We start from the raw sequence: 21,967 nt of genomic DNA, 5'->3' as shown, positions 1-21,967 counted from the left end.
TTTCGGCGGGCGTCCGGCTCGCAGCCTTTTCGAGTGTTGACCCGTGAGTGATTTGAGTCATATCCGCAATTTCTCCATCATCGCCCACATCGACCATGGCAAGTCGACGCTGGCCGACCGTTTCATCCAGATGTGCGGTGGCCTGTCGGCACGCGAAATGGAAGCCCAGGTGCTTGATTCCATGGACCTGGAGCGTGAACGCGGTATTACCATCAAGGCCCACAGCGTCACGCTTCACTACAAGGCGCAGGACGGCAAGACCTATCAGCTGAACTTCATCGACACCCCCGGCCACGTTGACTTCACCTATGAAGTCTCGCGCTCGCTGGCGGCCTGTGAAGGTGCGCTGCTGGTCGTCGACGCCGGCCAGGGCGTAGAGGCCCAGTCCGTGGCCAACTGCTACACCGCCATCGAGCAGGGCCTGGAGGTCATGCCGGTGCTGAACAAGATGGACTTGCCCCAGGCCGACCCGGACCGCGTCAAGGACGAGATCGAGAAGATCATCGGCATCGACGCTACCGACGCTGTGGCCTGCAGTGCCAAAAGCGGCATGGGCGTGGACGAGGTGCTCGAGCGCCTGGTGCACTCCATTCCTGCACCCGAGGGCGAGATCGATGCGCCGCTGCAAGCGCTGATCATCGATTCCTGGTTCGACAACTACCTGGGCGTGGTCTCGCTGGTGCGCGTGCGCCAGGGCCGCGTCAAGAAGGGTGACAAGATCCTGGTCAAGTCCACCGGCAAGGTGCACCTGGTCGACAGCGTCGGTGTATTCACGCCGAAACACACCCAGACCGCAGACCTGAAAGCTGGCGAAGTAGGCTTCATCATCGCCAGCATCAAGGACATTCACGGTGCCCCTGTGGGTGACACCCTGACCCTGTCCTCGACCCCTGAGGTCGAAGTGCTGCCAGGCTTCAAGAAGATCCAGCCGCAGGTATACGCCGGCCTGTTCCCGGTCAGTTCCGACGACTTCGAAGACTTCCGCGATGCCCTGCAGAAGCTGACCCTGAACGACTCGTCGCTGCAGTACATGCCGGAAAGCTCTGACGCTTTGGGCTTCGGCTTCCGTTGCGGCTTCCTTGGCATGCTGCACATGGAGATCATCCAGGAGCGCCTGGAGCGCGAATACGACCTGGACCTGATCACCACAGCACCTAGCGTGATCTACGAGCTGGAACTGAAAACCGGCGAAACCATCGTTGTCGACAACCCGTCGAAGCTGCCAGACGTATCGGCTGTGGCCGACTTCCGTGAGCCGATCGTCACCGCGACCATTCTGGTCCCGCAAGAGCACCTCGGTAATGTCATCACCCTGTGCATCGAGAAGCGTGGTGTGCAGCGCGACATGCAGTTCCTCGGCAGCCAGGTTCAGGTGCGTTACGACATGCCGATGAACGAAGTGGTACTGGACTTCTTCGACCGTCTCAAGTCCACCAGCCGCGGCTATGCTTCGCTGGACTATCATTTCGACCGCTACCAGTCGGCCAACCTGGTCAAGCTGGATGTACTGATCAACGGCGACAAGGTCGATGCTTTGGCATTGATCGTGCACCGCGACAACGCGGCCTACAAAGGCCGTGCGTTGACCGAAAAGATGAAGGAACTGATCCCTCGGCAGATGTTCGACGTGGCGATCCAGGCAGCTATCGGCGGCCAGATCATCGCGCGGACAACCGTCAAGGCGCTCAGAAAGAACGTACTGGCCAAGTGCTATGGCGGTGACGTCAGCCGTAAGAAGAAACTGCTGGAAAAGCAGAAGGCCGGTAAGAAACGCATGAAACAGGTGGGCAACGTGGAGATTCCACAAGAAGCCTTCCTCGCCGTGCTCAGGTTGGATAGCTAGGTCCTATGTCGCTAAATTTCCCGCTGTTGCTAGTCATCGCCGTCTTCGTCTGCGGTCTGCTGGGCTTGATCGACCTGCTGTTCCTGGCCCCGCGCCGGCGCGCAGCAATCGCCAACTACCAGGGCAGCGTCAGCCAGCCCGAGATGGCGGTGGTCGAGCGCCTGAACAAGGAACCGCTGCTGGTCGAGTACGGCAAGTCGTTCTTTCCGGTGCTGTTCATCGTGCTGGTGCTGCGCTCGTTCCTGGTCGAGCCGTTCCAGATCCCTTCGGGGTCGATGAAACCGACCCTGGAAGTGGGCGATTTCATCCTGGTGAACAAGTTCTCGTACGGCATTCGTTTGCCGGTGATCGACAAGAAGGTCATCGAGGTCGGTGACCCGCAACGCGGTGATGTAATGGTGTTCCGCTACCCGAGCGACCCGAACGTCAACTACATCAAGCGTGTGGTTGGCTTGCCGGGTGATGTGGTTCGCTACACCAACGACAAGCGGCTGTTCGTCAACGGCCAGCCGATTGCCGAACAACTGGTGGGCACCGAGCCGGGTACCTTGGGCAGCGCCGAGCTGTACAAGGAAAAACTCGGTGAGGCCGAACACCTGATCCGCAAGGAAATGAGCCGTTATCGCATGCCGCCGGATCAGCAATGGACCGTGCCGGCAGGCCATTACTTCATGATGGGCGACAACCGCGACAATTCCAACGACAGCCGTTTCTGGGATGACCCGAACATTCCCAAGGAGCTGCACGGCATGGTTCCGGACCAGAACATCGTCGGCAAGGCCTTTGCAGTGTGGATGAGCTGGCCAGAACCCAAGCTCAGCCACCTGCCCAACCTGTCGCGGGTTGGCCTGATCCATTGATACCCATCGGCGCTGTCCAGCAGACAGCGCCGAATGCATTTCTGACATAGGCTGTGTTCTCAGGGATCGGGAGATTCGCCGCACATCGCGTGGCGAACCACAGCCAAACAGTCTTTCAGGATGTTGATTTGAACAACGCGTTGAACAACGAACGGGTGGCCGCATGAGTGCTTCCCTTGCCCGTCTGGAGCGAAAGCTCGGTTATACCTTCAAGAACCAGGACCAGATGCTCCTGGCGCTGACCCATCGCAGCTATGCCGGGCGCAACAACGAGCGCCTGGAGTTTCTCGGTGACGCCATTCTCAACTTCGTCGCCGGCGAAGCGCTTTTCGAGCGTTTTCCGCAGGCCCGTGAAGGCCAGCTGTCGCGCCTGCGTGCGCGGCTGGTCAAGGGCGAAACCCTGGCCCGGCTGGCCCGTGGCTTCGACCTGGGCGAATACTTGCGCCTGGGTTCGGGTGAGCTCAAGAGCGGCGGTTTTCGCCGCGAGTCGATCCTGGCCGACGCCCTGGAGGCACTGATCGGTGCCATCTACCTGGACGCCGATATGGAAACCGCACGGGAGCGCGTCCTGGCCTGGCTTGCCGATGAGTTCGAAGGCTTGACCCTGGTCGATACCAACAAGGACCCGAAAACCCGCCTGCAAGAGTTTCTGCAATCGCGCAGCTGTGAGCTGCCGCGCTACGAAGTGGTGGATATCCAGGGTGAACCGCACTGCCGCACGTTCTTCGTCGAATGCGAAGTGGTGCTGCTGAACAACAAAAGCCGTGGTCAGGGCGTTAGCCGGCGTATTGCCGAGCAAGTAGCTGCCGCGTCTGCACTGATCGCCCTGGGCGTGGAGAATGGCAATGACTGATAACAACCCGACTCGCTGCGGCTACGTCGCCATTGTCGGCCGCCCCAACGTCGGCAAGTCGACCCTGCTTAACCACATCCTCGGCCAGAAGCTGGCGATTACCTCGCGCAAGCCGCAGACCACCCGCCACAACATGCTTGGCATCAAGACCGAGGGTGACGTGCAGGCGATCTACGTCGATACCCCGGGTATGCACAAGGCCAACGACAAGGCCCTGAACCGCTACATGAACCGTAACGCCTCGGCGGCCCTGAAGGACGTCGACGTGGTGATTTTCGTAGTTGACCGCACCAAGTGGACCGACGAGGACCAACTGGTGCTGGAGCGTGTGCAGTACGTGACTGGCCCGCTGATCATCGCGGTCAACAAGACCGACCGCATGGAAGAGAAAGCCGAGTTGATTCCGCACCTGCAGTGGCTGCAGGAGCAACTGCCGAACGCCGAGGTGATGCCGATCTCTGCGCAGCAGGGGCACAACCTCGAGGCGCTGGAAGCACAGATCGCCAAGCACTTGCCTGAAAACGATCACTTCTTCCCGGAAGACCAGATCACTGACCGCAGCAGCCGTTTCCTGGCCGCCGAGCTGGTGCGCGAGAAGATCATGCGCCAGCTGGGTGCGGAGCTGCCGTACCAGATCACCGTGGAAATTGAAGAATTCAAGCAGCAGGGCCATGTGCTGCACATTCACGCGCTGATCCTGGTTGAACGTGATGGCCAGAAGAAGATCATCATTGGCGACAAGGGCGAGCGCATCAAGCGCATCGGCTCTGAGGCGCGCAAGGACATGGAAGTGCTGTTCGACTCCAAGGTCATGCTCAACCTGTGGGTCAAGGTGAAAGGCGGCTGGTCCGACGACGAGCGCGCCCTGCGTTCGCTGGGTTACGGCGACCTGTAAGCAATATTGTTGGGGCTGCACAGCAGCCCCACTATGCGGTTATTCCTGGCTACAGGGAACGAGTGATCTCCCATGGAACAACCTGTCGGCCAGCCAGCCTATGTGCTGCACAGCCGTGCCTACAAGGAAACCAGCGCGCTGGTAGACTTCTTCACCCCGCAGGGCCGCATGCGCGCTGTACTGCGCCGTGCGCGCGGCAAGGGCGGCAGCCTGGTGCGGCCGTTCGTGCCGCTTGAGGTGGAGCTGCGCGGGCGTGGCGAGCTGAAGAATGTCGGTCGCATGGACAGCGCCGGGATTGCGGCCTGGCTACACGGTGATGCCCTGTTCAGCGGCTTGTACCTCAACGAGCTGCTCATGCGCCTGCTGCCGGCTGAAGCGCCGTTCCCGGCCCTGTTCGAGCATTACACATTGACCCTGCAAGCCTTGGCCGCCGGGCGCCCGCTGGAGCCGCTGCTGCGTTCGTTCGAATGGCGGCTGCTGGACGAGCTTGGTTATGCGTTTTCCTTGAACCATGACGTCAACGACCACCCCATCGTGGCTGACGGCCTTTACCGCTTGCGCGTGGATGCCGGTCTGGAGCGGGTCGAGCTGGTGCAACCCGGCCTGTTTCGCGGCACCGAGCTCATGGCCCTGGCAGAAGCTGACTGGAACGCCCCAGGCGCCTTGCTCGCCGCCAAACGCCTGATGCGCCAGGCATTGGCCGTTCACCTGGGCGCAAAACCGCTGGTCAGCCGGGAACTGTTTCGCAAGCGCTGATCACGACGTATGCTGTGGGGCTCAATTTTCAGGAGAGCCTTTCGTGACTCACAGCAACCGCATGCTTCTTGGCGTAAACATCGACCACGTGGCGACCCTGCGCCAGGCCCGGGGCACGCGTTACCCTGATCCGGTCAAGGCTGCCCTGGACGCCGAAGAGGCGGGCGCCGATGGCATCACCGTGCACCTGCGCGAAGACCGCCGGCACATCCAGGAGCGTGACGTGGTGCTGCTCAAGGATGTGCTGCAGACGCGCATGAACTTCGAGATGGGCGTCACCGAAGAGATGATGGCCTTTGCCGAGAAGATCCGCCCGGCGCACATTTGCCTGGTCCCCGAAACCCGTCAGGAGCTGACCACCGAAGGGGGCCTGGACGTTGCCGGGCAAGAGGCGCGGATCAAGGCCGCCGTGGAGCGCCTGTCGCGCGCCGGTGCCGAAGTGTCGCTGTTCATCGATGCCGACGAGCGGCAGATCGAGGCTTCACGCCGCGTGGGGGCACCGGCCATCGAACTGCACACCGGGCGTTATGCCGATGCCGAAACCCCGACTGAAGTGGCTGAGGAACTCAAGCGTATCGTCGATGGCGTGGCCTTTGGCGTGGGGCAGGGACTGATCGTCAATGCCGGTCACGGGCTGCATTACCACAACGTTGAGGCGGTGGCGGCGATCAAGGGTATCAATGAGCTGAACATTGGCCATGCGCTGGTGGCGCACGCCTTGTTCGTTGGTTTCAAGGCCGCAGTGGCCGAGATGAAGGCGCTGATCGTGGCGGCTTCGCGCTGATTTGATGATCGCCTGTACCGGCCTCTTCGCGGGCACGCCCGCTCCCACAGGTATTGCACAAATCTCAAGGCCTGTGGAGTCCCTGTGGGCGGGCTTGCCCGCGAAGAGGCCAGTACAGACAGCTGATTACTCGGCAGGAAACACCAGGGTAAAGCGGGTAGGCCCTGGGGGGCTGCTAATCAATTCAACACGCCCACCATGTAATTGCATGATCGACTTTACGATCGCCAACCCCAACCCGGTCCCGCCCTCCAGCCGCGAGCGCCCCGATCCTACCCGGTAAAACCGCTCGAACAACCGCGCGTGGTGCTCGGCAGCAATGCCAGGCCCCTGGTTCTCCACAGATAGCCGTACTTCGCTGCCAGAGCGTTCGATACGCAGTTCGATGGGCTCACCCTCAGGGCCATGCCGTATCGCATTGCTCAGCAGGTTCGACAACGCCCGCTGCAACATCAACCGGTCACCCAGCGCTGTGCCCCAGCCCTGAACCCGCAACTCAACGGCTTTCACTTCGGCGCTGAAGGCAAACAGCTCGACCACCCTTGCAGCCTCGTCGGCCATTGCCATCGGCTTGAGCGTGATCTGCACTTGAGGCTGGCTGACCTGGGCGAGAAACAGCATGTCGTTGATGATGCGGTTGAGCCGCGTCAGTTCCTCGATGCTGTCTTCCAGCACTTCCCGGTAGTTGGCGTTGTCCCGCTCACGGGCCAGGGTCACCTGCGCCTTGCCCATCAGGTTGCTCAATGGGGTGCGCAGTTCATGGGCCAGATCGTCGGAGAACTGCGACAACTGGCTCACGCCCTGATCGAGGCGATCGAGCATGACGTTGATACTGCTGGCCAGTTCTGCCAGCTCCTGTGGCAACCCAGTGGCGGGCAAACGATGCTGCAGGTCCTGGGCCGATACCTGCCCGGCAATGCGCCGGAAGTGCCGCAGGGGTTTCAGGCCGCGCTGCATCAGCCACCAGGCGCCCGCACCAATCAAGACCAGCAGCAGTGGCAGAGCGAGCAAAGTGGAATGCAGGTAAGCCTGCAGCAGGGCGTTGTCGTCGGCGCGGTTGAGCGACATCATCACCTTCACCGGCGTGTTGTCGCGCAGGCGCATCAGCCGGGTCACGGTGAGGATCTGATTGCCGCTGCTGTCGCGCCAGGCGTGAAAGCTCAGACGGGCATCGGTGTGCAATTCGCCCACCTGCGACTCCAAAGCCGGGCCGAGGCTGAGCAGGTGCGGGTGGCGGCCCTCTAGGGCCATTACGCTGAGGCTGAGGTTGTCATGCCCCATTACCAGGTCGAGCAGGGGGTGGGCGCGGCTGCCCAGGTCCTCGCTGCGCAGGTCAACGCGCAGGTTGTGCTCGACCTGCAGCATCTTGCGCGCCAGGTCTTTGCGTGCGCGGTTGTCCAGTTCGTGATCCAGCGCGAACACCGCCAGGCAGGCAAGCAGCAGCACGAGTGCGGCGCCCATCAGTGTGACGCCCAGGCCCAGGCGCATCGACAGGCTGGGGTTTTTCAAAAGCGCGCCTCAAGTACATAGCCTACGCCACGTAGGGTGTGGATGAGCTTGTTGTCGAACGGGTCGTCTATCTTCGCCCGCAGGCGCCGGATCGAGACCTCGACCACGTTGGTGTCGCAGTCGAAATTCATGTCCCAGACCAATGAGATGATCTGTGTGCGCGACAACACTTCGCCGGTCTGACGCATCAGCAGGTGGAGCAGCGCGAACTCCTTGGCGGTCAGGTCGATGCGTTGCCCGGCGCGGTAGGCGCGGTGGCGGCCAGGGTCCAGCTCCAGGTCGGCGACGCGCAGGGTGCTGGGCTGCAGTTGCTGGTCGTTGCGCCGCAGCAGGCTGCGGATGCGGGCCAGCAACTCGGGGAACTCGAAGGGCTTGAGCAGGTAGTCATCGGCGCCCAGGTCCAGGCCTTTGACCCGGTCGGCGAGGCGGCCGTGAGCGGTGAGCATCATGATGCGCGTGGCCGACTCGGCACGCAGCCGCTGCAGCACGGTCCAGCCATCGAGTTCTGGCAGGTTGACGTCGAGGATGACCAGGTCGTACGGCTGCTGGCGGGCCAGGTGCAGGCCGTCGGTGCCCGTGTGGGCGCAGTCGACCACATAGCCGTTTTCGCGCAGGCCCTGTTGCAGGTAGTCGGCGGTACGCAGTTCGTCCTCGATGATCAGTAGGCGCATGAAGGGGCTCGGTGTGATGAAAGGGGGCGATTCTCGACCCTGTAGTGGCATCAGGGTCAAGTGGCGGGATGTTACGACATGAGAAAGCAATCGCGGCGCAGATAACGGATTTGTAATGCTGCGGTTATCTGGCTGTCTGTTCTGCGCAGATTGCAGGACTGTAATCCCCGCCTCACCTTGCTGTTAGCTACCTCTCACTAGGATGGCCGTGTCTGATCGGTTATCACGAGGCAACCACGATGAACCTGACCAAATACCTGCTGTTGGCCACCCTTGCCCTGGGCAGCGCCAGTGTTTACGCCGAGGGCGGTGCGGAGCGTTCCAGGCAATTCTGGCAAGCGTTCCGCGAAGACCAGCAGCGCCTGCACGGCGACAAGCAACAAGCCGTTGCCGAACGCGAGCGCAAGGCACAAGAGAAGGCCCGTGAGGTGGCCAAGGACTGAGGTAACAGCACCTGCGCGCGACAGCTCCTCGGCGCAGGTGTATTCAGGCGCCCAACCGGGCGCCTTTTTTATTTGCGCGCCAGCAGGGTGGCGCGGCGTGGGGCCGGCAGCCCTTCGATGGTCTTGCTGTGGTCGTTCGGGTCGAGGAAGTCACCCAGCGACTGGTAGCGCATCCACTCGGTACTGCGCTGTTCCTCGACGCTGGTCACGCTTACATCGACGCAACGCACATCGCTGAAACCGGCACGGCGCAACCAGCGCTCCAGGGCCGGAACCGATGGCAAGTACCAGACGTTGCGCATCTGCGCGTAACGGTCTTCAGGTACCAGTACCTGGTTTTCGTCGCCTTCGATCACCAGGGTTTCCAGCACTAGCTCGCCACCTTTGACCAGGCAGTCTTTCAGCGCCAGCAAGTGTTCGATGGGGGAGCGGCGGTGGTAGAAAACGCCCATGGAAAACACCGTGTCGAAACCTTCCAGGTTAGCGGGAAGGTCCTCCAGGGCGAACGGCAAATGCCACGCCGGCAGCTCCGGCAGGTATTGCTGCACGGCCTGGAACTGGCAGAAGAACAGCCAGTTGGGGTCGACGCCAATCACCATGTCGGCCCCGGCACCGAGCATGCGCCACTGGTAGTAGCCGTTGCCGCAGCCCACGTCGAGCACGCGCTTGCCTTTGAGGTCCAGGTGCGGCGCAACGCGTGACCATTTCCAGTCCGAATGCCACTCGGTGTCCACATGCACGCCAAACAGGTCGAACGGACCTTTGCGCCAAGGCGACAGGCCCATCAGTGCCTGGCGCATTTGCGCACGGGTGGCGTCGTCGCAGTCGCAGTCCAGACGCAGCCCGTTGACCAGGTCGATATCGCTGGGTTGCAGGGCGGGCAGGGCATCGAGCGCACCACGCCAGCGATCGAGGTCACCGTGGCCTTTCTCCAGCTTGGCTTCCAGTTGCGCTTGCAGGCCTTGCGACCAGGAAGCCAGGGGCGTGCCCGCCAGGCGGCGGACGAGGGGGGACAGATCGATCATGGCAGGGCTATCAACGAGGCGAAGTTAAGGCATTGGAACCAGGGCACCACTTTCGAGAAACCGGCGGCGCGCAGGCGCTGCTGGTGAGCTTCGAGGGTATCGGGGCGCATCACGTTTTCAATGGCGCTGCGCTTCTGGGCGATTTCCAGTTCGCTGTAGCCATTGGCCCGCTTGAAGTCCAGGTGCAGTTCATTGAGCAGGTCCTGCTCTTGCTCATCGGCGAACCGCAGCTTTTCCGAGAGGATCAGCGCGCCACCGGGCAGCAGTGCCTGGCGGATGCGGCCGAGCAGTTCCAGACGCTGGTCGGGGGCGATGAACTGCAGGGTGAAGTTCATCGCCACTACCGAGGCAGGCTCGAAAGGCAGGGTAAGGATATCGGCCTCCAGCACGTGCACCGGCAGCAGCTCCTGGAACATCGAGTCCTGGGCGGTGAGGTACTGGCGGCAACGCTCGACCATGGCGGCGGAATTGTCCACTGCGATCACCCGGCAGCCGTCGCTGCGCACATGGCGGCGCAGCGACTGGGTGACTGCCCCCAGCGATGCGCCCAGGTCGTACAGCGCGGTATTTGGCTGGGCGAAGCGCGCGGCCAGTACGCCGAGGTTCTCGACGATGGTCGGGTACCCGGGCACCGAGCGCTTGATCATGTCCGGGAACACACGCACCACGTCCTCGTTGAAGACGAAATCAGGCACCTGCTCCAGGGGCTGGGAGAAGAGGCGGTCGGGTTGTTTGCTCACGGCACGCTCGATACAGGGTGAAACGGGGGCGCATTTTATCCAATGGCCGCGCATCTTGCCATGGCAATGCTTCAGGGTCGGAGCGTTCAGACCGGGAGCAGTGAACTTTCCCACAGCGTTAAGTTATCAAGATGAATGAATTAAGCCGGTTGAAGAAGGACACTTCGAGTGCAGGATTACTGGATTTGAAAAAGGATATTGGGTTAAGTGATGAATGCCAATGCTCGGCGGGAAGAAGTTACCGTAGATGAACTGGACCCGGTGTCCAAGGTCAAGATGTTGCCGGAACGTTATTTTACGTTCATCGAGAACCGGCTTGAGGGTGGCCAGCATGTTGGCAGCTTATTGACGGCTGATAACCTGAAGGTCATCAAACGATACGCCAATACTGTAAACCAGTTGCCACGCACGCGAGCTGAAATCGAACGCGAAGTCGATTATGCGGCACTCGGCCTTGACGCCTCGATGGTTCATGACCTGTATAAGGCACTGCACAGGCATGTGTACGAATGGGACATACTGGAGCGTAGCATCAAGCAACTGGGCCCTGAAATTGAACTGTTCGCTGAAAGCTTGGTACAGCGTGGCGGCAGCCTGCTTGCGCATCTTGAGAACAGTGATGTCTTTGTGGCAATCAAGCAGCGACAGGCCGAGCAGGGCGATGATGTTTATACGTCGGAACTGAGTGAAGAAGATCAAGCGCAGATCGCCAGTGTGCTGACACTTGGCATCAACGAACTGGTCAAGGAAATTGAAGGCACTCGCCGGCGAATTGATGATGTCGACGCACGTGCCAATTGGTTCAACAGTGAGATCAAACGCGAGCTGAAGCCGCGAATGGTACGGTTGTTGAAACACTTCGACGAGAAGGTTTCCCATGAAGACATCCTGATGAAACGGCGGCAGCTGGATCAATGGGACGAACAGATTGACCAGTTGAAGTCCGAGTACGATGCCAACGTGGGCTACGCGTTCACAGGCATCTTACTGGGGCCGATTGGCCTGATCATCACCGGCGGTGTATTCGGTGACAAGGCAGAAAAAATCCGGGCCAGAAAAAACGTGTTGATCCAAAAGCGCGAAGAATTGGCGGATGCACTGGGCAGGATGGCCCCCGCGCTGAACGACTTCGAGCGTATCTCGACATTGGTCAGGGACCTGCAGTTCAGGTGCAAGGACCTGTCGGCAGCGACCCGGCGCCTGGCAGATGTATGGCTGTTTCTGGCCTCGTACGCCAATAACTCCGTGAACGAAGCCAAAGAGTTGAGCACCCTCACTCAACTTGAATCGTTTGTGCACGATTTCTCTGAGGTTATCAAGCCGTGGAGAAAGATAGGCAATATTTGCCACACATTGTCTGAGTTATTTAATGAATTGATTGAAGAATATGAGGACGTTTGACATGGACGTGACCAACGTTAATGTGGCCCTGCCGGATTTCGTGCAAATGCAAACCGTGCAAGATCAGGTATTCCACCTGATACAAAGCTGGGACATGAACGTGTTACCCGGGGCGCGTGAGCAACTGGGTGAGCTGCGTACATTGTTGCTGGGTGTCGAACGCGCCTTCAAGGAGAGCCTGATAGGCGCTATCGTTTTACTGGAAGACCGCGATTTCATCCCGAGCAAACTGGGGGCCGATACCCATTACCGGCTTGCCAGTGTGCTAAGCCGTTTGAGCCAGCTTCATTCACTGTTATCCAGGCAGAATCTGCGGTTGGAACTTTTCACCCTGTCTGCTTTGGTAGAGCCGTTATCGGAACTGGACAAACGAATCGTCAGCCTCCAGAGCCAGGCGTCAGCCTTCGATCAACGATTGGCCCAGTTGCGCCAGCAGCGGGCAGATATTGGCCAGGCTATCGAATTGTTCGAAAGACCGTCCGTTGCCAGCGCACTGAAGGGCTTGATCCCGAGCGATGATGAAATTGACCAGCTCATCGGGTTGATCGCGGACCCGAAGGTCGATGCCAGCCTGTTGAAGGCTGTGACTGGCAAGTTAGCCAAGCATGCTGATGCACTGGAGGGGGCCAAGACGTTCAGTGACTTGAGCAAGGTTCGCACCCGGCTTGATGCAAAAATAGAGGAAGCGCTGGGCGACCAGCGGCACCTACAGCGAGCGCTGCAAACTGCTCAGGATGAGCAGGAGGCACTCAAGGCCTTGTCCGGCCTTGAGCCGCTCAAGAACGAGTGGTTGCACGAACTGCGCAAGGTCGAACTGGAGTGGCAGGCGCAGGCTGCGAAGCTCAGCGCGACGACGGGGCTGGATGCTGCCACGGTCGCGCTGAAAGACCTCTGTGACTACCTGAAGGTCGTGCAGATGGCGTATGACCGCAGCTGATCGTGCTCAGCGGACGATAATCTTGCAGTCGAAGGTTTGCACCGGGGCGACGTCTGTGGCCCACGGCTGCTGGTAGACCAGCACCAGTTGGGCGTCTCCGGTGTTGCTGGCCTGGAAGCGCCAGGTGGAAACACCGGCGCTGCCGACCACGTCTTCTTCTTCGGGGGCGCTGTACACCTCCGGGCCGAGGCTGCGCAGGATGCTTGAGGCTGGGTTTTCGACACGCCAGCGATAGCCGGTGGACGGGTTGCTGGGCAAGCTCAGGGTGAGTGCCTGGCCTACCTGCAGCCGGGTTGGGCATTCACTCTCGGCATCCAGTTCGACGGGCTGTGCGGGGTGCTGGGCGCAGGCACAAAGCAGGGCGAAGCTCAGGGGAACGAGCAGACGAGGGGCGGTCATGTTGGCTCCGGGGGCTGGCGATGGCCCGAGGATAACCGATGCTGCTGGGTTTTGTGTTGTCAGTGCCGGCCTCTTCGCGGCTGAAGCCGCGAAGAGGCCAGTGCAGGTTAGAACAGGACCTTGGCCACATCGGCAAAGCGCTTGGCGAAGTGAACCGTCAGGCCTTCGCGCAAATAGTCCGGCAGTTCTTCGAAGTCCCCTCGGTTAGGCTCTGGCAAGATCAGCTCGAAGATTTTCTGCCGCCGCGCCGCAATCACCTTCTCGCGCACACCACCAATCGGTAGCACCTGGCCGGTGAGGGTCAGCTCGCCGGTCATGGCCACGCCTTTTTTCGGCGCCTGGTCGCGGGCCAGCGACAGCAGGGCACTTGCCATGGTGATGCCAGCGCTCGGGCCATCTTTGGGCGTAGCCCCTTCAGGTACATGCAGGTGGATGAACGCTTCGTTGAAGAAGCCTGGGTCACCGCCAAATTGCTTGAGGTTGGAGCTGACATAGCTGTAGGCAATTTCGGCCGACTCCTTCATCACGTCACCCAGCTTGCCCGTCAGCTTGAAGCCACGGTTGAGGGTGTGAATGCGGGTCGCCTCGATTGGCAGCGTGGCGCCGCCCATGCTGGTCCAGGCCAGGCCCGTGATCACGCCTTTGCCAGCCAGTACCTGCTCGCTACGGAACACCGGCGTGCCGAGCGCGGCCTCCAGGTCCTTGGTGCCGATCTTCAGTTTGGCTTCAGGGTCTTCCAGCAATTTGACCACGGCCTTGCGCACCAGCTTGCCCAGTTGCTTCTCCAGCTGGCGCACGCCGGCTTCGCGGGCGTAGCCTTCGATCACCATACGCAGGGCGCTGTCGCTGATGCTGAGGCTGGTCTTGGCCACGCCGGCCTTTTCCAGCTGCTTGGGCCACAGGTGGCGTTTGGCAATGGCCAGTTTTTCCTCGGTGATATAGCCGGACAGGCGGATCACTTCCATGCGGTCGAGCAGTGGGCCGGGGATCGAGTCGAGGGTGTTGGCAGTGCACACGAACAGCACCTTGGACAGGTCCAGGCGCAGGTCGAGGTAGTGGTCGAGGAAATCGACGTTCTGCTCCGGGTCGAGGGTTTCCAGCAGCGCTGAAGCCGGGTCGCCCTGGTAGCTCTGGCCCATCTTGTCGATTTCGTCGAGCATGATCACCGGGTTCATCACTTCGACGTCTTTCAGGGCTTGCACCAGCTTGCCGGGCTGGGCGCCGATGTAGGTGCGGCGATGGCCCTTGATCTCGGCCTCGTCACGCATGCCGCCAACGCTGAAACGGTAGAACGGCCGGCCAAGCGACTCGGAGATGGACTTGCCGATGCTGGTCTTGCCCACCCCGGGCGGGCCGACCAGCAGCACGATCGAGCCGCTGATCTCGCCTTTCCAGGCCCCCACGGCGAGGAACTCGAGGATGCGTTCCTTGATGTCGTCGAGGCCGGCATGGTACTGGTCGAGGACCTTGCGCGCATGCTTGAGGTCGAGCTTGTCCTTGCCGTAAACACCCCACGGCAGGGCGGTGGCCCATTCGAGGTAGTTGCGTGTAACAGCGTACTCGGGCGAGCCGGTTTCAAGAATGGCCAGCTTGCCCATCTCTTCGTCGATGCGCTTGCGTGCCTGGGGTGGCAAGGTCTTGCCTTCCAGGCGCTGCTCGAACTGTTCGAGGTCGGCACTGCGGTCGTCCTTCGTCAAACCCAGCTCTTGCTGGATGACCTTGAGCTGTTCCTTGAGGAAGAACTCGCGCTGGTGTTCGCCGATCTGCCGGTTGACCTCGGCCGAGATCTCGTTCTGTAGGCGCGCGACTTCCACCTCTTTGCGCAGCATCGGCAGCACCTTTTCCATGCGTTTGAGCATGGGTACGCAGTCGAGCACTTCCTGCAACTGGTTGCCGGTAGCCGAGGTGAGCGCGGCGGCGAAATCGGTGAGCGGCGACGGGTCGTTGGGGCTGAAGCGATTGAGGTAGTTCTTCAGCTCTTCGCTGTACAGCGGGTTGAGCGGCAGCAGCTCTTTGATCGCGTTGATCAACGCCATGCCGTAGGCCTTGACCTCGTCGGTGGGCTCGGCGGGCTGGCGCGGGTATTCGACTTCAACCAGGTAGGGCGGGCGGTGGTGCTTGAGCCAGGTGCGGATGCGTACCCGGGTCAGGCCCTGGGCAACGAACTGCAGCTTGCCGTTCTCACGGCTGGCATGGTGCACCTTGACCAGCGTGCCGTACTGCGGCAGCGCGGCGGTGTCGAAGTGGCGGTGGTCTTCTGGCGGGGTGTCCATGAAGAACAGTGCCAGGCAGTGGTCGGGCGACTTGGCCACCAGGTCGAGGGTTTCGGCCCAAGGTTCTTCGTTGACGATGACCGGCAGTACCTGGGCCGGGAAGAACGGGCGGTTGTGGATCGGGATCACATAGACCTTGTCCGGCAGCTGCTGGCCGGGCAGGGCGAGGGCATGGCCAGTTTCGGCCTGCGTGGTGGTGTGTTCGACTTCGCTGTGTTCGTCGGGGTGTTCCGGGAAATCCTGCTGGTCGCTCATGGGGCACCTGCGTGAATGACTATGGTGCTTAGATGGGGCAGAGGGGGATGGGTTTCAAGCTTCAAGTTTCAAGCTTCAAGCTGCAAGAAAAAAGCGGGACCGCATTGGCCCCGCTTTTTTCTTGCAGCTTGAAGCTTATGACTTGCAGCTTATTCAGCCAATTTGTAAGCGATGATGTAATCGCCCATTTTGGTGCCCAGCGAACCATGGCCGCCGGCAGTCACCAGCACGTACTGCTTGCCATCCTTGCCGGTGTAGGTCATCGGCGTGGCCTGGCCACCTGCTGGCAGGCGCGCGCTCCACAGTTCCTTGCCGTTGTTCACGTCATAGGCGCGCAGGTACTGGTCGAGGGTGCCGCTGAGGAAGCCGACGCCACCCGCGGTCACGATCGAGCCGCCCATGCTCGGCACGCCAACCGGCAGGCCGATCGGGACCGGGGTGCTGTCGCGGGTGGTACCGTTTTTGTGCTTCCACACCACCTTGTTGGTGAACAGGTCGATAGCGGCAACGTAGCCCCAGGCCGGGGCCTGGCACGGTACGCCCAGTGGCGACATGAACGGGTGCATGGTCACGGCGTACGGTGCGCCGGTGTTCGGCTGCACACCGCTGGTCTCGCTTTCGCGTTTGCTGCCTTCGGCAACTTGCTCACGCGGGACCATCTTCGACACGAAGGCCATGTAGTTGGGCGAGGTGAACAGCAGCTGGCGCACTGGGTCAACCGACACGCTGCCCCAGTTGAACACGCCGACGTTGCCTGGGTAGATCAGCGAGCCCTGCTCGGACGGCGGGGTGTACTGGCCTTCGTAGCGCAGCTCGCGGAACTGGATGCGGCACAGCATCTGGTCGAACGGCGTGGCGCCCCACATGGCCTGTTCGGTCAGCTCAGGGCCAAGCAGGTTGAGGTCGGAGCGCGCCTGGGTCGGCGAGGTGTGGTCGCCCTTCACCGCGCCTTGCGGGGTAGGGATTTCGCGAATCGGTACGATCGGCGTGCCGTCTCGGCGGTCGAGCACATACAGGCTGCCTTGCTTGGTCGGTACGATGATTGCCGGTTTTACCCCATCGTCGGTCTTCAGGTGCACCAGGGTCGGCTGGCTGCCAACGTCCATGTCCCACAGGTCGTGGTGGGTGAACTGGTAGTTCCAGCGGGCTTTGCCGGTGGCCAGGTCAAGCGCGACCACGCCGGCGCTGTACTTCTCGGCGCCCGGTGTGCGGTCGGCACCCCACTGGTCCGGGGTCTGGTTGCCCAGCGGCAGGTAGATCATGCCAAGGTCTTCATCGACGCTGGCGATCGACCACATGTTGGCCGAGTTGCGGCTGTACTGCTTGCCGGGGGCCAATGGCTTGGTGTCGTCCGGGTTGTTGCTGTCCCAGTTCCATACCAGGTGGCCGTCGTGCACGTCGTAGGCGCGGATCACGCCGGACGGCTCGTTGGTCGACTCGTTGTCGGTCACGTGGCCGCCGATGATCACCAGGTCACGGGTGACTGCAGCAGGCGAGGTGGAGTAGTAGCCGCCGGCGGTGAACGGGCCGATGCCGGTGGTGAGGTCGATCACGCCCTGGTTGGCGAAGCCTTCGCACACCTTGCCGTTGTCGGCGTTGATGGCGATCAGGCGGGCATCCGCGGTAGGCAGGTAGAGGCGGCGCGGGCAGGCCTGGGCCACGGCCTGGCCTGCATCGGTGATTTTCGGTGCCGGGCTGCCGTCGCGGCTGACGTAGCGGTTTTCGTCATAGTACGAAACGCCACGGCAGGTCATGTGGGCAAAGCCCTTGAAGGTGCCGACCGGGCTTTTGACCTGAGGGTCGTAGCGCCAGATTTCGGCGCCGGTGTCCGGGTCCAGGGCCAGCAGGCGGCTGTGCGCGGTGCAGGCATAGAGCATGCCGTTGACCTTCAGCGGGGTGTTCTGGTTGGTCAACTCCACCGGGTCGTTCTCGGTCGGCAGGTCACCGGTACGAATACGCCAGGCTTCTTCCAGGCGGTAGGCGTTCTGCGGGGTGATCTGGCGCAGTGGCGAGTAGCGGTCGCCATGTTCGGTACGGCCGTAGGCCTGCCATTCGCCGTCGGGCATGGCCGGGGCGGCACTGGCCATTTCGCTGCTTTCGCGGCCCAGTTCGCCGAACACTTCACCGGGGTGGGTGAACTGGCTGGCGATCGCGCAAGCGCCGGATGCGACCACGGCAACGCTCAGCAGCGCAGTGTTGGCTTTGCTGGCCGGGCCGATCAGCGGGCGACGTGCCCATGGCAGCAGCAGCACCACGCCGATGGCGAACCAGATGGCCAGGCGTGGCACCAGTTGCCACCAGTCCAGGCCCACTTCGAGCAGGGCCCAGACGGTGCTGGCCAGCAGCACCACGCCATACAGGCCCAGGGCGATACGGCGCTGAGCCAGCAGCAGGATGCCCGACAGGGCAAAGCCGATACCGGCGATCAGGTAGTACAGCGATCCACCCAGCTGGCTCAGCTTGATGCCGCCGGCCAGCAGGGCCAGGCCCATCAGCAACAGCAGCGCGCCCATCAGGCGCGGTAGCCAGCGGCTTCCATTGTTGGCACTTTCAGTGCTCATCGTAGGTTCTCCGTCAGGTCAAAAAGGGGTTAGAAACTGCTCTGGATCTTCAGGCCGCCGACCAGGGCGCCATCGACCTGCGACACCCCGCCCGGGTGGCGGATGTACTGCAGGTTGGGGCGAACCGTGAGCCAGTCGGCCAAATGAATGCCGTAGTACAGCTCGGCGCTGTATTCGGTGTCCTGCACGGGCAGGAAACCGGGGTTGTCGTAGTCATCGAGGCCGGCGGCCTGGTTGGCCAGGCGGGCGTTCTTGCGGTAGGCAGGGTTGACGTGCACGCGGGCCAGGGCGAAGCCGATGTCGTCCTTGGCGCGGGCGTCGAAAGGCCCTTTGTATACCAGTCCTGCCTGCACATAGTTGTCGATGGCATTGGTCTTCTTGTCATGCACCGTGGCGTTGGCGAACAGGCTCAGGCCACGCGACTGGTCGGAGGCCAGCGAAGTCACCTGCTGCTGGGCGCCGAGCCACATGCCGTGTTTGCTGGAACTGCTGCGGTAGGCGGCGCCGCTCAGGGCTGCCGGCTGGCCGTTACTGTCCTTCAGAACATCCTGTGCCTTGGCATTACTGTAGTAGTAGCCGGCGCGATATTCCCCTTTCAGGCCTTGGATACGTGGGGTCCATACCAGTTCGACTGGCATTACCGCGCCCTGGGTGCCGCTGCCGCTGAGCTTGAAGCCGTTGCCGGATTCGAGGTTGGAAGGGTTCTGCTCGAACACGCCGACCTGCGCGTACAGCTCCGGGTTCAGGTTGTAGCGCACGCGCAGGGCCCACTGGCTGACCGGCCAGTTGTACCAGATACCGCCCACCCAGTTGCCCACCTGCGAGCCGCAGAAGGCCAGGTTCTGGAAGTCGCAGGGGAAGCTGTTGAAGTCCTCGCCTTCGCCGAAGCGGCCGAATTTCACATCCAGTGCGCCGTCGAAGTACTTCTGCTTGATCCACATCTGCGTCAGCCGCCAGGTTTCGCCACGGCCCCAGACTTCCTGGGCCGAGGTGAAGCCGCCGACGCGAGGGTCGTTGATGCGGTCGTTGCTGATGTTGTCGCCGTGGCGTTCGGTGATGGTCAGCTGGAACTCGGTGTCATGCCAGCCCAGGATCTTTTCCAGGTCGAGGTGGCTGCCAAAGGTGAACTGGTCGCTGTAGCGCGCCGTGCGGTCGTGGTCGTAGCCCCCGTGCAGGTTGCTGCCCATCTCGCCGGTGTAGCCGAGGGTGAAGTCGTAGCCTTTTTCCAGCAATTCGCTGCGTTTGCCGCCCCAGTCGCCGAGCATCCAGGGGGAGTCGTTGGCGAACATTTCGCTGGCACTGGCGGGTGTCGCCAAGGCACTGAGGGCAAGGCCGATGTAACAGGGTTTGGGCAGTTGAAACATGAGATAGCGCTATCTTTTGATTATTGAAAAAACCGGCAAGCGCATCGAAGGGCGGGGCCTTCAATGGATATGGCGACAAGAGGGTTGCGATGAAGCGTTTCAGCTTGCGGCGAGGAGGATATAGGGGAAGTTGTAAGAAAAAAAGACAAAATGTCGCAGGGCATTATTGTTTGTCTGGTAACAATGGTCTGTAGGGGGCGCAAAGCGCCCCCGCGATTTCAGAAGGTAGTACGCAGGCCGACTTCCACACTGCGTCCTGGCGCCGGGGCAATGTCGCGCAGAATAGAGCTGGCATAACGCACGGTCTGGTCGGTCAGGTTTTCACCGCGCACAAACGCCAGCCACTGGCTCTGGCCAACCTCGAAGCGGTAGCCAACGCTCGCCCCCAGTGTGGTGTAGCCATCGGTGCTGGTTTCGTTGGCCGGCTTGCGGTGTTGCGATGCCGCATGGTGCACATCGACCCGTGCCTGCCAGCGGTCCAGTTCCCAGACCAGCCCGCTGTTCAGGCGCAGCGGGGCGATGCGTGGCAGCGGCTCGCCACTGTCGAGGTTCTTGGCCCGGGTGTAGTCGCCGGAGAGTTCCAGCGCGAAGCTGCCGTAACGGTTCTCGGCCAGTTGCCAGCGGTCCTGGGCTTCGATGCCATAGAAGCGCGCACGCACGCCCTGGTACTGGTACTCCGGGAAGCCGTCGTGGTCATGATCGTGGTCATGGTCATCCTCGCCATGGTCGTGGTCATGCCCACCTTCGCGGGTGTTGCCAGTGCCGATCAATCCGATGTAGTTGCGGAAGTGGCTGTAGAACACCCCGACACTGCCTTTGTGCGTGCCATTATCGAAGCGTAGTGCCAGGTCGGTGGAAATGGCCTTTTCCTTGTTCAGGCTGGCATCGCCAACTTCAAAGGCGCCAGTGGCCACGTGTGCGCCATTGGCATACAGCTCGTAGAAGGTCGGGGCGCGTTCGGTGTAGCCGAGGTTGGCGGCCAGCGACCAGATCGGGTCAAGCTGGTACACCGCACCTGACGACAGGCTGAAGGCGTTGAAGCTGCTGGCGCTGTCGGCATCGACGAAGTTTTCGTTGCCTTTGGCGTCTGGGTCTACCCGGGTGTGCTCCATGCGTGCACCCAGGCTCAGGTTCAGGCGCTCTGTGGCCTGCCACTGTTCTAGCATGAACAGCGCCAGGCTGTCGGTATCGGTGTGCGGGACAAAGGCTTCTTCGCCCAGGGCAGAGAACGCGTTGCGGCTGACCTGGGCGCCAATCACCCCTTCCACCGGCCCGAGCGGTTGGTGGCGGGCTTCGATGCGTGCTTCGTAGCCTTTGTTCTTGAAGGTGGTGTGCACCTCGCCTTCTTCAATCTCCCTGTGTTCGTAGTCGGTGTAGCCGGCATCGACCTTGACCGAGCTGAACGGGCCGTCGAGGTCGCGCAGTTCGGAGGCGAAGGCGTAGTGGTCCTGCTTCATGTCCAGGCGCACGCCGGATTCGGCCACCGAGCCGTAGTTGCTGTCATAGCCGCTGTAGGACAGGCCAGCGTAGCCGTGATCCCAATGGTACGCGCCACCGACCGCACCGCCATCCTGGCGACCGTCGCTGTTTTCCAGGCGGTGCTTGCTGCCGGGCTCGTCAGCGTCACGTACCTTGGAACTGCGGGCATAGCCGGGGATGCGCAGGTCGTTGAACTGGCGACTGTTGGCATCCAGGTGCAGGGCAAAGGCACCGTTGCCGGCCTCCAGCTTGCCAGCGCTGCTGCGGGTGGTGTCGGCGCCGCCGTAGCGCAGCTCACCGGCACCGTGAATGCCCTCGATGGGCGTATCCGGGATGCGGTTGTCGAAGGTGTTGACCACACCGCCGATGGCGTTACCGCCGTACAGCAGGGCGGCAGGGCCACGGACGATCTCGACACGGTCGACGGTGACCGGGTCCAGCGGCACGGCATGGTCGTAGGACAGCGACGAGGCATCCAGCGCGCCGACGCCATTGCGCAGGATACGAATGCGGTCGCCGTCCAGGCCACGAATCACCGGGCGGCTGGCGCCCGGCCCGAACCAGGTGGAGGCGACACCGGGCTGTTTGTTCAGGGTTTCACCGAGGCTGCCGTGCTGTTGCTGCAACAGGTTGTCGCCTTCAAGCACGGTGCTGGGAGCGGCCAGCTGGCGATTGCCCAGCGGGTTGGCGGTGATGACCTGGGGTTCGAGTTCCACGGCCTGGCTGGGCGATGCAGCCAGCCAGAGCGCGACGGCAAGTGGGGAGAGGCGAAGCGGTGAGTACAGCATGGGGATGGGGCGTTCCTTGGCAGAGGCTTCTGTAATGTTACAACATAACATATTTATTTCAGCACAGAGGTTTTGCCCATGGCCAGCGGTTTTTCTGTCGAGTCGACTGATCCCACCCACCACTACACTCG

The 21,967-nt window shown here is 61.7% G+C and carries 18 protein-coding genes; 9 read left to right on the top strand and 9 right to left on the bottom strand.

From position 1 onward, the window contains the following. The first annotated feature begins 43 nt into the window (after positions 1-43). The 6 genes from lepA to pdxJ all read left to right on the top strand — a co-directional run bounded on the left by lepA (position 44) and on the right by pdxJ (position 5,991). Positions 44-1,843, top strand: a complete 1,800-nt coding sequence (lepA, locus tag APH36_RS06275; RefSeq protein ID WP_025754588.1) for a translation elongation factor 4 — start codon at positions 44-46, stop codon at positions 1,841-1,843. Between the two features lie 5 nt (positions 1,844-1,848). Further along, positions 1,849-2,703 (top strand): signal peptidase I, encoded by an 855-nt coding sequence (gene lepB, locus APH36_RS06270; protein ID WP_060497922.1) that lies wholly within the window; start codon positions 1,849-1,851, stop codon positions 2,701-2,703. A gap of 163 nt (positions 2,704-2,866) precedes the next feature. Then, positions 2,867-3,556 (top strand): ribonuclease III, encoded by a 690-nt coding sequence (gene rnc, locus APH36_RS06265; RefSeq protein WP_016713699.1) that lies wholly within the window; start codon positions 2,867-2,869, stop codon positions 3,554-3,556. Continuing rightward, positions 3,549-4,451, top strand: a complete 903-nt coding sequence (gene era, locus APH36_RS06260) for a GTPase Era (RefSeq protein ID WP_016498176.1) — start codon at positions 3,549-3,551, stop codon at positions 4,449-4,451. Before rnc ends, era begins: the two co-directional genes overlap by 8 nt. Positions 4,452-4,523: 72 nt before the next feature. Then, positions 4,524-5,207, top strand: coding sequence for a DNA repair protein RecO (gene recO / locus APH36_RS06255; protein WP_060497921.1), 684 nt, complete (start codon positions 4,524-4,526; stop codon positions 5,205-5,207). Between the two features lie 61 nt (positions 5,208-5,268). After that, positions 5,269-5,991, top strand: a complete 723-nt coding sequence (gene pdxJ / locus APH36_RS06250; RefSeq protein WP_156867696.1) for a pyridoxine 5'-phosphate synthase — start codon at positions 5,269-5,271, stop codon at positions 5,989-5,991. A gap of 126 nt (positions 5,992-6,117) precedes the next feature. Here pdxJ and APH36_RS06245 read toward each other — a convergent pair whose 3' ends face one another. Both APH36_RS06245 and APH36_RS06240 read right to left on the bottom strand, forming a co-directional pair. After that, entirely contained in the window at positions 6,118-7,500 is a 1,383-nt protein-coding gene (locus tag APH36_RS06245) for a heavy metal sensor histidine kinase (RefSeq protein WP_060497919.1), read from the bottom strand. Next, positions 7,497-8,171 carry a heavy metal response regulator transcription factor gene (locus tag APH36_RS06240; protein WP_003258489.1) on the bottom strand — a complete coding sequence of 225 codons (675 nt, stop codon included), beginning with the start codon at positions 8,169-8,171 and terminating at the stop codon, positions 7,497-7,499. The genes APH36_RS06245 and APH36_RS06240 overlap by 4 nt, the downstream gene beginning before the upstream one ends. Before the next feature lie 239 nt (positions 8,172-8,410). Between APH36_RS06240 and APH36_RS06235 the strand changes: the two genes are divergently transcribed. Then, positions 8,411-8,614 carry a hypothetical protein gene (locus tag APH36_RS06235; protein ID WP_009684756.1) on the top strand — a complete coding sequence of 68 codons (204 nt, stop codon included), beginning with the start codon at positions 8,411-8,413 and terminating at the stop codon, positions 8,612-8,614. Positions 8,615-8,682: 68 nt separating this feature from the next. On the opposite strand, the gene cmoB is transcribed toward APH36_RS06235, so the two are convergent. Continuing rightward, a complete protein-coding gene (gene cmoB / locus APH36_RS06230) occupies positions 8,683-9,639 on the bottom strand; it encodes a tRNA 5-methoxyuridine(34)/uridine 5-oxyacetic acid(34) synthase CmoB (RefSeq protein WP_060497918.1) in 957 nt (318 codons plus the stop codon). Beyond that, positions 9,636-10,379, bottom strand: coding sequence for a carboxy-S-adenosyl-L-methionine synthase CmoA (cmoA, locus tag APH36_RS06225; protein ID WP_016713706.1), 744 nt, complete (start codon positions 10,377-10,379; stop codon positions 9,636-9,638). Before cmoA ends, cmoB begins: the two co-directional genes overlap by 4 nt. 210 nt (positions 10,380-10,589) lie before the next feature. Here cmoA and APH36_RS06220 point away from each other — a divergent pair, with 210 nt between their 5' ends. Both APH36_RS06220 and APH36_RS06215 read left to right on the top strand, forming a co-directional pair. Continuing rightward, entirely contained in the window at positions 10,590-11,780 is a 1,191-nt protein-coding gene (locus tag APH36_RS06220; RefSeq protein ID WP_060497917.1) for an alpha-xenorhabdolysin family binary toxin subunit A, read from the top strand. Between the two features lies 1 nt (position 11,781). Continuing rightward, positions 11,782-12,717, top strand: coding sequence for an alpha-xenorhabdolysin family binary toxin subunit B (locus APH36_RS06215; protein WP_060497916.1), 936 nt, complete (start codon positions 11,782-11,784; stop codon positions 12,715-12,717). A 6-nt stretch (positions 12,718-12,723) separates the two neighbouring features. Here APH36_RS06215 and APH36_RS06210 read toward each other — a convergent pair whose 3' ends face one another. The 5 genes from APH36_RS06210 to APH36_RS06190 all read right to left on the bottom strand — a co-directional run bounded on the left by APH36_RS06210 (position 12,724) and on the right by APH36_RS06190 (position 21,836). Beyond that, positions 12,724-13,116 carry a protease inhibitor I42 family protein gene (locus tag APH36_RS06210; RefSeq protein WP_060497915.1) on the bottom strand — a complete coding sequence of 131 codons (393 nt, stop codon included), beginning with the start codon at positions 13,114-13,116 and terminating at the stop codon, positions 12,724-12,726. A gap of 107 nt (positions 13,117-13,223) precedes the next feature. Next, positions 13,224-15,644, bottom strand: a complete 2,421-nt coding sequence (gene lon, locus APH36_RS06205; RefSeq protein ID WP_060497914.1) for an endopeptidase La — start codon at positions 15,642-15,644, stop codon at positions 13,224-13,226. 149 nt (positions 15,645-15,793) lie between these two features. Next, positions 15,794-18,205, bottom strand: coding sequence for a glucose/quinate/shikimate family membrane-bound PQQ-dependent dehydrogenase (locus APH36_RS06200; RefSeq protein WP_060497913.1), 2,412 nt, complete (start codon positions 18,203-18,205; stop codon positions 15,794-15,796). A 29-nt stretch (positions 18,206-18,234) separates the two neighbouring features. Then, positions 18,235-19,569 carry a carbohydrate porin gene (locus APH36_RS06195; RefSeq protein WP_060497912.1) on the bottom strand — a complete coding sequence of 445 codons (1,335 nt, stop codon included), beginning with the start codon at positions 19,567-19,569 and terminating at the stop codon, positions 18,235-18,237. A 218-nt stretch (positions 19,570-19,787) separates the two neighbouring features. After that, the gene (locus APH36_RS06190) at positions 19,788-21,836 is read right to left on the bottom strand and encodes a TonB-dependent receptor (RefSeq protein ID WP_060497911.1); all 2,049 of its coding nucleotides are present in this window, start codon (positions 21,834-21,836) and stop codon (positions 19,788-19,790) included. Positions 21,837-21,967: the final 131 nt, after the last annotated feature.

The sequence above is a fragment of the Pseudomonas sp. NBRC 111133 genome, assembly GCF_001320605.1.
Classification (GTDB): domain Bacteria; phylum Pseudomonadota; class Gammaproteobacteria; order Pseudomonadales; family Pseudomonadaceae; genus Aquipseudomonas; species Aquipseudomonas monteilii.
This window is presented reverse-complemented; position numbering and strand designations above follow the sequence as displayed.